Genomic DNA, 12865 nt, shown 5'->3' with positions numbered 1-12865 from the left:
CGTGACCGGACGATCCCCGTCCACGGGTTGCGCATGGGTCTACGCGGGTCGGGCCCGCGGGTACCACTGTGCTGTGTCCCGCGTAAGCGGATCAGTGGGGATGGAAGGCGTCCGGACCGACCTCGGCGGGGTCGAGTAGGTGAGTGAGGAACAGGCGTGTGGTGGGGGTCGGCGTGCGGGTGGTTATCGCGTGCCACGGGCGGTCGAGCGGAGTGCCCTCGACCGGGAGGACGCGCAAAGCGCCGTTCTCGAGGTCCTGAGAGATCGCGTCGCTGTGAATCAGGGTGACTCCCAACCCTTCTCGTGCGGCGGCCAGGACCGCGCCGTGTGATCCGAGGGTGAGGGTGGGTGGTTCGATCCGCAGCCGGTCGAGCAGGCCGAGGGTGGCCTCGCGGGTGCCGGAGCCGCGGCCGCGCAGCAGCCAGGTGGTGTGCAGCGGGTCGAGTTCGGGTAGGCCGACCACGACCAGACGGCTCGGCCGCCGGGCCCGCACCACCAGTCCGGTGTCCCGTGGCGGCCGCCCCGCGATGACGAGATCCGTTTCATGGTGCTGCAATTCGAGGAACAACACGTCGCGTGGATGCACCGACAGGCTCAGCTCGATATCGGGAAACCGGCGGCGGAACGACGCCAGCGGACGCAGCAAGACGTACTCGCCTGCGGTGGCGACCACGCCGATGCGCAGCCGTCCGGTCTCGGCGCGGCGGACGGCCGCCTGCGCCTCCTGCATCAGTCCGAGGATGCCGCGGCAGTACTCGGCGTAGATGCGACCGGCCTCGGTGAGCGCGATGCCGCGCCCGGATTTCGCGATGAGCTTCGCGCCCAGCTGTTTCTCGATGTGCGCGACGGCAGCGGAGACGGCCGCCTCGGTGACGTGCAGTTGCGCCGCCGCCCGGCGGATGCTGCCTTGGCGGGCGACGGCCAGGAATGTTTCCATCCGCCCGGCGCTCACCATACCCATCGAACGATGGTAACAAACTCGATGAATACGTTGAGTATGACCAGGAACAATCAAATTGTTTGTCGGTATCCGGCCCGTCATCCTGGAAATCCCAAGGCACGCCCGTTCGCCCGGGTGCGGGTGTCCGCAGTGGCAGCAGGAGGAACGATGGCCGAAGAAACTGAACGCGACCGCTGGGATCCGGGTGTCCAATCCTATGCGTCCATGGGCTATTACGCGCCCGACTACCAGCCGTCGGAGACCGACGTGCTCGCCGTGTTCCGGGTGACTCCGCAGCGTGGCGTCGACCCGATCGAGGCGGCGGCCGCGGTGGCCGGTGAATCCTCCACCGCGACGTGGACGGTCGTGTGGACCGACCGGCTGACCGCGCATTCCCGGTATCAAGCCAAGTGTTACCGCATCGACGAGGTGCCCGGACGTCCGGGGGAGTACTTCGCCTATATCGCCTACGATCTCGATTTGTTCGAGGAGGGGTCGATCACCAATCTGACCTCGTCGATCATCGGCAATGTTTTCGGTTTCAAGCCGCTGCTGGCGCTGCGGCTGGAGGACATGCGGATTCCGGTGGCGTATGTCAAGACGTTCCAGGGGCCGCCGCACGGCACGGTGATGGAGCGCGAATATCTGAACAAGTACGGCAGGCCGCTGCTGGGTGCGACGGTGAAACCGAAACTCGGTCTCTCCGCGCGCAATTACGGCCGGGTGGTCTACGAGGCGTGTAAGGGCGGGCTGGATTTCACCAAGGACGATGAGAACATCAACTCGCAGCCGTTCATGCGCTGGCGCGACCGGTACCTGTTCGCGATGGAGGGCGTGAACCGGGCAATGGCCGATACCGGCGAGATCAAGGGGCACTACCTCAATGTGACCGCGGCGTCGATGGAGCAGATGTACGAGCGGGCCGAGTTCGCCAAGGAACTGGGCAGCGTCGTGATCATGATGGACCTCACGGTCGGATTCACCGCGATGCAGTCGATGTCGCACTGGGCGCGGCGCAACGGCGTGTTGCTGCATCTGCACCGTGCGGGGCATTCCACCTACACCCGGCAGAAGACGCACGGCGTCAGCTTCCGGGTGCTGGCCAAGTGGTGCAGGCTGATCGGCGTCGACCATCTGCACGCCGGCACCGTGGTCGGGAAGCTGGAAGGCGATCCCGCGACCACGAAAGGGTTCTACGACACATTGCGGGAGAACCACATTCGCACCGAACCGGCCAACGGGATCTTCTTCGACCAGCACTGGGCGAGCCTGCCCGGCGTGATGCCGGTGGCCTCCGGCGGCATCCACGCCGCCCAGATGCACCAGCTGCTCGACCTGTTCGGTGACGACGTGGTGCTGCAGTTCGGCGGCGGCACGATCGGGCACCCGCTCGGCATCGCCGCGGGCGCGGAGGCGAACCGGGTGGCGCTCGAGGCGGTCGTTCAGGCCCGCAACGAAGGCCGTGACCTGCTGAAGGAAGGACCGGAGGTGTTGCGGAAGGCGGCCGAGATCTGCCGACCGCTCGATGTGGCGCTGACGACCTGGGGCGACGTCACCTTCGACTACAGCTCCACCGACGCGCCGGACGCCGTGCCGACGGCCAGCCGCTGAGAACCCTTGAAGGACGAGCCATGTACTTGCGTCACGGAACGTTTTCCTACCTGCCGCCGCTGACCGACGAGCAGATCGCTGCCCAGGTGCGCTACGCGCTGCTCAACGGCTGGCCGGTGTCGATCGAATACACCGACGATCCGCATCCTCGCAACGCCTACTGGGAGATGTGGGGGCTGCCGCTGTTCGATCTGGACGAGCCCGACGGCGTGCTCGCCGAGATCGATGCCTGCCGGGCGACCTTCCCGCGGCACTACGTGCGGGTGCTGGCCTACGACGCCCGCTACACCAGGCAGACGACGGCGCTGAGCTTCCTGGTGCAGCGCCCGCCCGACGAACCCGGCTTCCTGCTGACCCGCACCGAGGGCCCGGACCGCCAGCAGAAGTACGGCCTGCACTCGTATGCGACCACCGTCCGTCCGGGAGACCGGTATGGCGGCTGAGCGCAACGGCGCCGGATTCCGTCTGCACCGGCCGGGGGCCGCCATCCCCGGCGCGGCGCGGACGGCGCCCGCCGACCCGGAGGCTCCGGAGCTCCTGGACGAGGACGCGGTGTTGGATCTGTCGACCGACATCGCAGGCTACGACGTCGAGGAGACACTGCGCAGGCTGGATGCCGAACTGATCGGATTGGCGCCGGTGAAGCGGCGGGTGCGGGAGATCGCGGCGCTGCTGCTGATCGATCGGGCCCGGCAGCGGTTCGGGCTGACGTCCTCCCGGCCGACCATGCACATGAGCTTCACCGGTGGCCCCGGCACCGGCAAGACGACGGTGGCGCTGCGTATGGCGCAGATGCTGCACTCACTCGGTTATATCCGGAAACCGAAGGTGCACACCGTGACTCGCGACGACCTGGTCGGTCAGTTCATCGGGCACACCGCGCCGAAGACGAAGGAGGCGCTGGCCAAGGCGGCCGGCGGTGTGCTGTTCATCGATGAGGCCTACTACCTGTTCCGGCCGGAGAACGAACGCGACTACGGGCAGGAGGTGATCGAGATCCTGCTGCAGGAAATGGAGAACGAGCGCACCAGCCTGGTGGTGATCTTCGCGGGTTACCCCGACCGGATGGAGCGCTTCTTCTCCGCCAATCCAGGGCTGTCTTCGCGGGTGGCGCATCACCTGGAGTTCGCCGACTACACGCATGCGGAACTCATGGGCATCGCCGAGCTGATGGTGGCCGGGGAGAACTTCCGGTTCGACAACGCGGCGCGCGTGGCGTTCAGCGAGTATCTGGAGCGCCGGATGGCCAGGCCCCGCTTCTCCAACGCCCGCAGCGTGCGCAACGCGCTGGACCGCTGCCGGTTGCGCCAGGCCAAGCGCCTGGTGGAGCTGCGCAGACCGCTCACCAAGACCGACCTGATCACGCTGACCGACCGGGATGTCTACGGCAGCAGCGTGTTCACCGACCCCGAACTACCGGACGGGCCTGCCGCGCGAGCTCCCGGGTGATGAGAACGAGGCGCTGTGCCAGAAGGACTGAAGACCCTCACCCGTTACACCATCGAGCAGGAGCACCGGCATCCCGGCTCCTCCGGTGAGTTCTCCGCGCTGGTGAACGTGATCGCGACCGCGACGAAGATCGTCGCGAATCAGGTCACCAGGGGTGCGATCGTCGGATCGATCGGCGCGTCGGAGCCGGACAATCTGCCGCCGACCGTGCACCGCAAACTGGACGCGATCACCAATGACATCATGGTCGCCGAAACCCAATGGACCGGCCATCTTTCGGGCCTGCTGTCGGAGCAGATCAGCGAGATCCACCCGGTGCCCGACATCCATCGGCGCGGAAAGTACTTGCTGGCGTTCGATCCGTTGGACGGATCGTCGAATATCGACGTGAACCTGCCGGTGGGGACGATCTTCAGCGTGCTGCGCGCACCCGCCCGGGTACGGGGCAAGGGCACGAGCACTCCCACGGCGGACGATTTCCTGCAGCCGGGCGTCGAGCAGGTCTGTGCGGGGTTCACCCTGTACGGTCCCGCGACCATGCTGGTGCTGACCACCGGCAGCGGGGTGGACGGGTTCACGCTGGATCGCGAGATCGGCGCGTTCGTGCTGACCCACCCGCGGATGCGCATCCCCGAGGACACCTCGGGTTTCGCGATCAACGCGGCCAATGAGCGGTTCTGGGAACGGCCCGTACGACGTTACGTGCAGGAGTGCTTGGACGGCGTGGACGGTCCGCGGGGCCGGGATTTCAACATGCGCTGGGTGGCGTCACTGGTCGCCGACACCTTTCACATCCTCACCCGCGGCGGGGTCTACCTGTATCCGCGCGACGCGCGGCCGCCCGCGCGTCCGGGGCGGGTCGCGTTGCTCTATGGCGCCAATCCGATCGCGTTCATCGTCGAGCAGGCCGGGGGCGCGGCGACCACCGGCAGTGAGCGGGTGCTCGAGGTGGTGCCGGATCACGTACACCAGCGGGTGCCGCTGATCTTCGGCTCCCGCAACGAAGTCGAGCGCATCGAGCGTTACCACCGCGAACCCGATGAGGGACCAAGCTTCGACACCTCGCTGTTCGGGACCCGGTCGCTGTTTCGTCCGGCGCGACGCTGAAGAGGAGTTTCCATGTCGGTCAAGCATCCCGTCGTCGCGATCACCGGGTCCTCCGGCGCCGGAACGACCAGCGTGACACGGACATTCCAGGAGATATTCCGCCGCGAGGGCATAAACGCGGCCATCGTGGAAGGCGACTCCTTCCACCGCTACGACCGCAACGAGATGAAGCTGGCCATGGCCGAGGCGGAGCAGAACAACAATCTGCGGTTCTCGCATTTCGGTGAGGAGGCCAACCTGCTGAAGGAACTGGAGACGCTGTTTCGCGACTACGGCGAGACCGGGGTCGGTACGGTGCGCCGGTACCTGCACGACGAGGCGGAAGCCAAGCCGTACGGGCAGCCACCGGGAACCTTCACTCCGTGGGAGGAGTTGGCGCCGGGCAGCGACCTGCTGTACTACGAGGGCCTGCACGGTGCCGCGGTCACCGCGACGGTGGATGTGGCCCGGTACACCGATCTGCTGGTCGGCGTGGTGCCGATCATCAACCTGGAGTGGATTCAGAAGGTGATCCGGGACAAGACCGAGCGCGGCTACTCCAGCGAGGCGGTGATCGACACCATCCTGCGGCGGATGCCGGACTACGTCACCTATATCTGCCCGCAGTTCTCCCGCACCTACGTCAACTTCCAGCGGGTGCCCACCGTGGACACCTCGAACCCGTTCATCGCGCGCACCATTCCCACGGCGGACGAGAGCTTCGTGGTGATCCGGTTCGCGGACCCGAAGGTCATCGACTTTCCCTATCTGCTGTCGATGCTGCACGACTCGTTCATGTCGCGGACGAACTGCATCGTAGTGCCCGGCGGCAAGATGGAGCTGGCGATGCAGCTCATCTTCACCCCGTTGATCCTCCGGTTGATGGACAAGCGGCCGAAGCGCTCATACTGAGCGCAGGACTCGGGTCCTGTGATCAGGCGAAACGGCGACGGACAGGACGGACCCGGTTCGCAGTGTCGGACCGCGTAGCATGACCGGTGACATAGCGGCCGAGTCCCGAGTGAGGCGACCAGTGAGCGTTCTACCGGCGTGGGCCGACGATCCGAGCGCACTGGAGTTGTCCGAGGCGGAGTACGACCTGCTGCCGGATGACCTGCGCAAGCTGATCGAGGTGATCGACGGTAACGTGATCCGCTGCCAGAGCGGGTCCGCCGAACACAGCGATGTCGCTCGCCGGCTGGCGAATCAGCTCGAGGCGGCGAAACCCGCAGATCCGTGCACGCGGGTTTCGACCGACGTCGACGTGCATTTCAGCAGGCGGCGAGATCATGCGGGGGCCTTCTCGTTCCGCCGCCCGGACGTCACGGTCTACCGCTGTATCGAACGTGGAGCCAAGCTGACGACGAGTGATGCATTACTGGTCGTCGAGGTCGTTTCTCCGGGATCGGTGTACACCGACACCGTCGACAAGCTCGCCGAGTACGCCTACGAGGGCATCCCGGTTTATCTTGTGGTCCACCTCGACGCAAACCTGTATGTGAAAGTGATTCAGGAGTACCGGCTGGACTGGGCCAGTCGGAGCTATCGGCTGGTCGACACCCATCAGGAGTTGCTGATCCTGGAAAGCCCATTCCCGGCGTCGATGTCATTCGCGCACCTGGACGGCTAGCGGGCACAGCGTTCAGTCGGGCAGGAGGGGGACCGAAAGGCCCTCGCCGCGCTCGAGTAGGGCAGCGCGGGTGACAGCACTGGAGCCGAAGCGTTTGCGCAGGTCGTCGAGGGTCGCGTCGAGGGTGTTGATGGCGCGGCGCTCGAAGGGGAGGGTCAGTTGGACGGTGTCGGCGTCGTCCAGGTTGGTCAGCGCGAGGCCGATCAGCGTCAGGCCGCGCTCCTGGATCATCGGCATGGCCCCGGCCAGCAGGGTGCGGGCCGCACGCAGGATCGTCTCGGTGTGATCGGTGGCCTCGGCGAGGGTGTGTGAGCGGGTAGCACGGGCGAAGTCGTCGAAACGCAGGCGCAGCACCACCGTTCGGCACACCCGGTCGGCGGCGCGCAGCCGCCTGCCCAGTCGATCGGCGAGGCCGTGCAGGTAGGCCTCGATCTCGTCGGGCGGACGGTGGCGGCGGCCGAGAGCCCGCTGGGCGCCGATCGAGCGGCGGCGCCTGCCGGTCTCCACCCGGCGCGGGTCGCGCGCCCAGGACAGCGCGTAGAGGTGGCGGGCCGCGGCGGGGCCGAGGATCGCCCGCAGCGGGCTCTCGCCCAGCTCGGCCAGTTGACCGACCCGGGTGATGCCGTGTTCGTGCAGCGTGCGGGCGGTGACATCGCCGACGCCCCAGAGCCTTTCGACCGGCAGTGGGTGCAGGAAGTCCAGTTCGCCGTCCGGCGGCACCAGCTGCAACCCGTCGGGCTTCGCGACGGCGCTGGCCACCTTCGCGAGGAACTTCGTGCGCGCGATGCCCACCGAAATGGGTAAGCCGACCCGCGCGCGAACCTCCGCGCGCAGCTTGTCCGCGATGGCTACCGGCTCACCCGCGATCCGGCGCAGCCCGCCGACGTCGAGGAACGCCTCATCGATGGAGATGCCCTCCACGACGGGAGTCGTGTCGCGGAAGATCTCGAAGACCGCCTTGCTCGCCTCGGCGTAGGCGGACATGCGCGGAGGCACCACGATCGCCTGCGGGCACAACCGGCGCGCCTGACCGCCGTTCATCGGCGTGCGAACGCCGAACGCCTTCGCTTCGTAGCTGGCCGCCAGCACCACGCCGCCGCCGACGATCACCGGCCTGCCGCGTAGGCGCGGGTCATCGCGCTGCTCGACCGAGGCGTAGAACGAGTCGAGATCGGCATGCAGGATCGATGCCTCCGCCCGCGCGAGAATCCGGGGCCTACCGGATCGGGAGACGGACGCATCGGACACGAACATATGTTCGCATAGGCCTCCGGCAGGTGGCGACTCTACCGTGTCGCCGCGGACGGACCTACTACTTACCTACGTAGTAATCGGCCCTGGCCGGTACCCTGTCCCCACGACAGGGCACAGCGCGGATGAGGGAGTCGGTATGGTGCGAGGATTCGGAGACTTAGAGGCGGTGATCATGGACCGCATCTGGGATCAGGACGCAGAGGACACAACGGTGCGCGAGATCTTCGACGAACTGTCGGCTCAGCGGGACATCGCCTATACCACTGTCATGTCGACCATGGACAACCTCCATCGCAAGGGCTGGCTGGCGCGTGAGCGCGCGGGCAAGGCCTATCGATATTGGCCGACGCTCACCAGAGAGGAACACAGCGCCCGGCTCATGCTGGAGGCGCTCGGCTCCGGCGGACGCTCGGACCTGGTGCTCAGTCATTTCGTCGATCGGATCAGCGCCGAGGAGTCGGCCGGGTTGCGTGCCGCGCTGCGCAGACTGGCGGCGCGCAAGACACCAGAAGTACCGTGAGCCTGGTCATTACGCTGATGCTGTACGGCAGCGTCGTGGCGGCCCTCGGTCCGCCCGTGCTGCGCAGTCTGACCCATCGCGGCATCGCACCGCGCTTGGGCGTGATCGCCTGGCTGGTCGCGATCGTCGGGGCGCTGAGCGCGTGGGGCATCGCGGTGCTGCTGGTGACCGTCGAATTCGCCACCTACTGGGGACATCCGAAGGACGCGCTGCGTGCCTGCTTCGCGTTCCTGTGGACACCGATGCACCTGCACGGCGCCGCGGCCACCCGTGCAGCCACCTTCGCGGCGGCGGCGCTGGTGGCAACCGGCACGGTCGCGCTGGTCGTGCATGCGGCCCGGGTGGCGGTGCAGATGCGCAGGCGGACCAGCGTCCATGCGCGTGCGGTGCGTCTGGTCGGTAGGAGGGTGCCTGGAATCGGCGCCGTCGTTCTGGATTCGCCGGAGCGCCAAGTATATTGCGTGCCCGGTCCCGACACCATCGTCGTCACCACCGGCGCGCTCGACGCGCTGAGCGCGGATCAGCTCGCCGCGGTTCTCGCCCACGAACGCGCGCACCTGTCCGGCAGGCACGCGGCGTTGACCGCGGTGCTGCGAGCGATCGCCACCACCGTGCCCGGACTGCGTTTGTTCACCGGCGGCGCGGCCGAGATCGCCCGGCTACTGGAGATGTGCGCCGACGACAAGGCCGCCGACGAGCACGGCTCGCTCTCGCTGCTGGGCGGGTTGCTGGCGATCGTCGGCATCGCCGAGCCCGCGCCGTCGGGCGCGCTGGCCGCCGCGGGCACCGCGGTGCTGGCACGGGCCGAGCGACTGGCCGACCCCGTGGGTGCGCTGCGGTGGGTCACGACCAGCACCGCGCTGATCGGCGTGATCGCGATGACGCTGGCAGGGTCCGCGCTGACGGCCGTGGCCGTCGCCGGTTTCGGTGCGCTGCTGAGCTGAATGGAAGAGGAGTACGAGTGCGGGTCACCTGGGACCAGGTCTTCGCGTGGCGGCTGAGCCGTCAATACGTGGAGTCCCGTGCGGACGAGGGCGCGGTCGAGATCGCCGAGCGATTGTGCGGGGTGCAGGCGCAGGTCACGTCCGCCGCGGAACTGGCAGTGGCGCTGCGCAGTACGAAACCGGAGCCGGGCGCGCTGGTCGGCGCACTCGACGAGGGCGTGCTGATGAAGACCTGGGCGATGCGCGGCACCCTGCACGCGCTACCCTCTGCGCTGGCCGCCGCTTGCCTCGCGCTCATCGGCTCGGCACGGACCTGGGAGAAGCCTTCCTGGCAGAAGAACTTCGGTGCCTCGCCCGCGGAGGTTGCCGCGCTGACCGAGGCAGTCGCCGAGGTGCTCGACGGTGCGGTGCTCACCCGCGAGGAACTGGTGGAGGCCCTGGTGTCCGATCCCGGATTCCACCGGCTCGGTGCGGAATTGCGTTCGGGCTGGGGCGCGTTGCTCAAACCGCTGGCTTGGCAGGGCGCGCTGTGCCACGGCCCCTCCCGGGGCACCAAGGTGACGTTCACCAGCCCCGCGCATCTGGTCCGCGACTGGCCGGGCCTACCGGAGCCGGACGTCGCGGCGCCCCTGGCGATCCTCGCCTACCTGGGCGCCTACGGACCGGCGACCCCGGAGACGTTCGACGCCTGGCTCAGCCGCAACAGCCTCCGCAAGACCACCGTGCGGCGGTGGTTCGCCGACCTGGGCGACCGGCTCACCGAGATCGACGTGGAGGGCCGCCGCGCCTTCCTGCCGACCGACCAGGTGGACGCGCTCGCGGCCACCGCCCCGAACACCTCGGTGCATCTGCTCGGCGCTTTCGATCAGTACGTCCTCGGGCCGGGCACCGGCGACACGATACTGCTGCCGGCGGCGCACCGGTCGAAAGTGAGCCGCACCGCGGGGTGGATCTCACCGATCGTCGTGGTGGGCGGACGCATCGCCGGCACCTGGGAACTCGCCGAGGACGCCGTCGAGATCGCCATGTTCGACGGCGCGGCCCTGCCGAAGCAGGGACTCCACGCCGCGGTTGCGCACGTGGCGGTCGCGTCGGGACGCGAGACGCTCACAGCGCGTGCGGTGTAGCTCGGCTCCAGCCGCTACGCCCCCGCGACAAACGCGCAGCCGGACAGATCGAGGAACGACAACCTGCGGGCATGCCATAGCGGCCGTGAACAGCAGGTCGGCCCAAGCGCTGGAGGATATCCACGGCCGCTGGCACCGACTGCGCTACACCGGTCCTGTCATAGCGCGGTTGCAGGTGCTGACCAGCCGTGCTACGCCGACACCGCCCGGAACCCGGCCACCGCAGCGAAGCGGCGGTCCGGATTCTTCAGTACGTTTCATGGTGTCCTGAGTCGGGTTATGGCGTCGCGGTTGGCATGCGGGTCGAGTGTTATCGCCGCTGCCCACGCGTGCGCGGCGATGACACGCTGATCGAACAGCTCGATCCAGCTGTCGGTGTTGCCGCGGGTGTCATTCACCCAGGTGGGCGTCGGTCCGAGTTCGGGTAGGTGGGTGTAGGTGAGTGCCGTGTAGGCGCGTGCGCGGGCATCGAAAATGGTTGCCGCGCAAATTTCATCCGCTGCGTCTCGTTCGTGGAGCTTCCCCGCCATCGCTGCCTGTTTCACCTCGTTGGGGACGCCCTCGGGGCCGGTGAACACTTCGCCAACTGTCCGGTAGGCGAGTCCGAATCCCCAGAGGCGGCCGGTGAACCGGCGGATGAGCCATTCGGCCGAATCCAGAATGGGAGAGCGCTCGGCGTCGGGGTCGAGGACTATCGCGGTGTGGGCGGTCTCTTGTGTGGTGGGGTGGTCGGTATTGGCGAATCCCCAGAAGTGAATGGTGTCGACGCTCGGGCGGGTCGTGTCCGCGCTGCGTTCGGCCATCATGGTCGTGAGTAGCGTGTCGATCGCGGCGTCCGGTGGGCACCGGATCGAGGAACCGGTCGTCGGTGGTTTTTGCGACGCTTTCGACTTGTGCCGTGGCAGGTTTCGTCGTTTGGACATTTCCCCTCTTCAATCGATGATCCATCCAAGGTCGTGGGTGTAGCCAGGCGAATCCGGCCCGCGCATGCGGGCCGGTACGTCTGCGGTTCTGGCGAGTGGCACACCATGGAGGGGCTTACTCGCGTTTTGCCGCAGCCGTGTGCCACTCGGCGGGCGGGCGGGCGCCGCCTGCGGGCAGCAGCTCCTCCCAGTACTGTGTGCGTACGGCGTCCCAGAGGCGAAAATGGCGTGGGAACCATTCGCGTACGTGCGCTAGGTCCGGCAATGCGCGTTCGTCGAAGGCGACCAACCCGCACTGTCCCAATGGGATCGGCACGGTGTTGTCGTTATTCCGTAGCCGGTAGGCGGGTGTGGAGTCGGCGTTGTCGCACAAGTACAGGATTTCGATGCGATGCCCCGCCAATCGCCAGCCGGTGTGGGTGGTTCCGATCGTGGTCTTGTGCAACCGTTGTCACCACCCGAGCCGTTCCGGTGGGGTGGCCAATTCCGACAGCCTCTCCAGCAACTCCCGCAGCGTGCTTGCGGTCGGACGCCGGTCGGCGAGACCGGACTCGGCGGGGGGCGGGAATCGAATGCCGCGCGCGGCAGCGCGTTCACGCGGACTCACTGTTTGCGGTGTCAGCCGTCCCGCTGACACCAACGTCTGATGCGCCGCCGCTTTCCACGCACACCACTGCACCCGGCAGGCCCGATGCGCCCGCATCTGCTCATGCGCCACAAGCACATCGGCGTGGTCGCAAACCGTGGGAAGCGTGACAACAACATCCCGGCTCATTGGCCCGCCGCCCTCTCGACAGTGTGCGCCGACGCGGCAACTCGTGACCACGTACGCGGGGGACATGCCGTTTCCAGGTCGAAGTCATCGCACACTCGCGCGGGCCGGTAGTCGACATGAGCCAGGTCGTAGATCACGAGCGCCACCACGCCCAGCCCTGCCGCGAGACCGAGTGCGAACCCCACCGGATCGGCACATCCATGTGAAGGCCGCACCGTGTACACGTACTGATAGCCCAGCGCGCGGGCATGCCGTGCCACGGCAACCGCGTGCCGGGGCGCATCCAGCCCCGACACCTCACCCCGCACCAATCCAACGGCCTTCGATCGATCGGCACCGGGCCGATATGATGCCGTATCGAGTTCTGCCACTTGAGCATTCGTCATCGCTTCGAACTTTCGGTCTATGGTTGACCCGATGACCGGTGCCGCTGCGGGCCGCCACCACGCGGTTCGCGCCGGTGCGATCCCGGCAGTGTCTCGGATGAGCCCACACGCATGCAAAAGACTTGTGTGAGGTGCCCGGAGGGTCTCGGACAGTGGCCCAAAGTAGGATTGGGTAACACTGAACGGAGTTGTTTGTGGCACAGAAGAAGTCGCGGCATTT

General features: G+C 67.3%; 15 protein-coding genes. 9 read left to right on the top strand and 6 right to left on the bottom strand.

All coding sequences use genetic code 11. From position 1 onward, the window contains the following. Positions 1 to 91 precede the first annotated feature (91 nt). Positions 92 to 961 carry a LysR family transcriptional regulator gene (locus AB0M45_RS26670; RefSeq protein WP_364334788.1) on the bottom strand — a complete coding sequence of 290 codons (870 nt, stop codon included), beginning with the start codon at positions 959 to 961 and terminating at the stop codon, positions 92 to 94. Between the two features lie 147 nt (positions 962 to 1108). Between AB0M45_RS26670 and AB0M45_RS26665 the strand changes: the two genes are divergently transcribed. From AB0M45_RS26665 to AB0M45_RS26640, 6 genes are all read left to right on the top strand, one after another. After that, positions 1109 to 2551 (top strand): form I ribulose bisphosphate carboxylase large subunit, encoded by a 1443-nt coding sequence (locus AB0M45_RS26665; RefSeq protein ID WP_364334785.1) that lies wholly within the window; start codon positions 1109 to 1111, stop codon positions 2549 to 2551. A gap of 20 nt (positions 2552 to 2571) precedes the next feature. Beyond that, positions 2572 to 2994, top strand: coding sequence for a ribulose bisphosphate carboxylase small subunit (locus AB0M45_RS26660; protein ID WP_364334782.1), 423 nt, complete (start codon positions 2572 to 2574; stop codon positions 2992 to 2994). Beyond that, positions 2984 to 4000, top strand: coding sequence for an AAA family ATPase (locus AB0M45_RS26655; protein ID WP_364334779.1), 1017 nt, complete (start codon positions 2984 to 2986; stop codon positions 3998 to 4000). The genes AB0M45_RS26660 and AB0M45_RS26655 overlap by 11 nt, the downstream gene beginning before the upstream one ends. Positions 4001 to 4015: 15 nt before the next feature. Next, on the top strand, positions 4016 to 5107 hold the full coding sequence (locus AB0M45_RS26650; protein ID WP_364334776.1) for a class 1 fructose-bisphosphatase: 1092 nt from the start codon (positions 4016 to 4018) through the stop codon (positions 5105 to 5107). Between the two features lie 12 nt (positions 5108 to 5119). Next, positions 5120 to 5998 carry a phosphoribulokinase gene (locus tag AB0M45_RS26645; RefSeq protein WP_364334773.1) on the top strand — a complete coding sequence of 293 codons (879 nt, stop codon included), beginning with the start codon at positions 5120 to 5122 and terminating at the stop codon, positions 5996 to 5998. 121 nt (positions 5999 to 6119) lie between these two features. After that, positions 6120 to 6716 (top strand): Uma2 family endonuclease, encoded by a 597-nt coding sequence (locus AB0M45_RS26640; protein ID WP_364334770.1) that lies wholly within the window; start codon positions 6120 to 6122, stop codon positions 6714 to 6716. A gap of 12 nt (positions 6717 to 6728) precedes the next feature. Here the strand turns inward: AB0M45_RS26640 and dinB are convergent, their stop codons facing one another. Next, positions 6729 to 7970, bottom strand: a complete 1242-nt coding sequence (gene dinB, locus AB0M45_RS26635; protein WP_364334767.1) for a DNA polymerase IV — start codon at positions 7968 to 7970, stop codon at positions 6729 to 6731. 136 nt (positions 7971 to 8106) lie between these two features. Here dinB and AB0M45_RS26630 point away from each other — a divergent pair, with 136 nt between their 5' ends. Genes AB0M45_RS26630 through AB0M45_RS26620 form a run of 3 tightly spaced genes read left to right on the top strand, consistent with a single transcriptional unit; the run spans position 8107 to position 10561 of the window. Beyond that, positions 8107 to 8490, top strand: a complete 384-nt coding sequence (locus AB0M45_RS26630) for a BlaI/MecI/CopY family transcriptional regulator (protein ID WP_040778742.1) — start codon at positions 8107 to 8109, stop codon at positions 8488 to 8490. Beyond that, positions 8487 to 9434, top strand: a complete 948-nt coding sequence (locus AB0M45_RS26625; RefSeq protein WP_364334763.1) for a M56 family metallopeptidase — start codon at positions 8487 to 8489, stop codon at positions 9432 to 9434. Before AB0M45_RS26630 ends, AB0M45_RS26625 begins: the two co-directional genes overlap by 4 nt. 17 nt (positions 9435 to 9451) lie before the next feature. Further along, the gene (locus AB0M45_RS26620) at positions 9452 to 10561 is read left to right on the top strand and encodes a crosslink repair DNA glycosylase YcaQ family protein (protein WP_364334760.1); all 1110 of its coding nucleotides are present in this window, start codon (positions 9452 to 9454) and stop codon (positions 10559 to 10561) included. 257 nt (positions 10562 to 10818) lie between these two features. On the opposite strand, the gene AB0M45_RS26615 is transcribed toward AB0M45_RS26620, so the two are convergent. From AB0M45_RS26615 to AB0M45_RS26600, 4 genes are all read right to left on the bottom strand, one after another. Beyond that, positions 10819 to 11484 carry a hypothetical protein gene (locus tag AB0M45_RS26615; RefSeq protein WP_364334757.1) on the bottom strand — a complete coding sequence of 222 codons (666 nt, stop codon included), beginning with the start codon at positions 11482 to 11484 and terminating at the stop codon, positions 10819 to 10821. 115 nt (positions 11485 to 11599) lie between these two features. Continuing rightward, complete coding sequence (locus tag AB0M45_RS26610; RefSeq protein ID WP_364334754.1) at positions 11600 to 11929, bottom strand: hypothetical protein; 330 nt, start codon at positions 11927 to 11929, stop codon at positions 11600 to 11602. A gap of 6 nt (positions 11930 to 11935) precedes the next feature. Further along, positions 11936 to 12259: a hypothetical protein gene (locus AB0M45_RS26605; RefSeq protein WP_364334751.1), complete on the bottom strand. Its 324-nt coding sequence runs from the start codon at positions 12257 to 12259 to the stop codon at positions 11936 to 11938. After that, on the bottom strand, positions 12256 to 12555 hold the full coding sequence (locus AB0M45_RS26600; protein ID WP_364334748.1) for a hypothetical protein: 300 nt from the start codon (positions 12553 to 12555) through the stop codon (positions 12256 to 12258). Before AB0M45_RS26600 ends, AB0M45_RS26605 begins: the two co-directional genes overlap by 4 nt. Between the last annotated feature and the right edge of the window lie 310 nt (positions 12556 to 12865).

The sequence above is a fragment of the Nocardia sp. NPDC051787 genome (assembly GCF_040681325.1).
Lineage (GTDB): Bacteria > Actinomycetota > Actinomycetes > Mycobacteriales > Mycobacteriaceae > Nocardia.
This window is presented reverse-complemented; position numbering and strand designations above follow the sequence as displayed.

Bases quoted from the DNA above. Each gene is read 5' to 3' on its own strand.
- AB0M45_RS26630 (WP_040778742.1), top strand. From the start codon at position 8,107: ATGGTGCGAGGATTCGGAGACTTAGAGGCGGTGATCATGGACCGCATC.
- AB0M45_RS26665 (WP_364334785.1), top strand. From the start codon at position 1,109: ATGGCCGAAGAAACTGAACGCGACCGCTGGGATCCGGGTGTCCAATCC.
- AB0M45_RS26660 (WP_364334782.1), top strand. From the start codon at position 2,572: ATGTACTTGCGTCACGGAACGTTTTCCTACCTGCCGCCGCTGACCGAC.
- AB0M45_RS26615 (WP_364334757.1), bottom strand. From the start codon at position 11,484: ATGTCCAAACGACGAAACCTGCCACGGCACAAGTCGAAAGCGTCGCAA.
- AB0M45_RS26605 (WP_364334751.1), bottom strand. From the start codon at position 12,259: ATGAGCCGGGATGTTGTTGTCACGCTTCCCACGGTTTGCGACCACGCC.
- AB0M45_RS26645 (WP_364334773.1), top strand. From the start codon at position 5,120: ATGTCGGTCAAGCATCCCGTCGTCGCGATCACCGGGTCCTCCGGCGCC.
- AB0M45_RS26655 (WP_364334779.1), top strand. From the start codon at position 2,984: ATGGCGGCTGAGCGCAACGGCGCCGGATTCCGTCTGCACCGGCCGGGG.
- dinB (WP_364334767.1), bottom strand. From the start codon at position 7,970: ATGTTCGTGTCCGATGCGTCCGTCTCCCGATCCGGTAGGCCCCGGATT.
- AB0M45_RS26670 (WP_364334788.1), bottom strand. From the start codon at position 961: ATGGGTATGGTGAGCGCCGGGCGGATGGAAACATTCCTGGCCGTCGCC.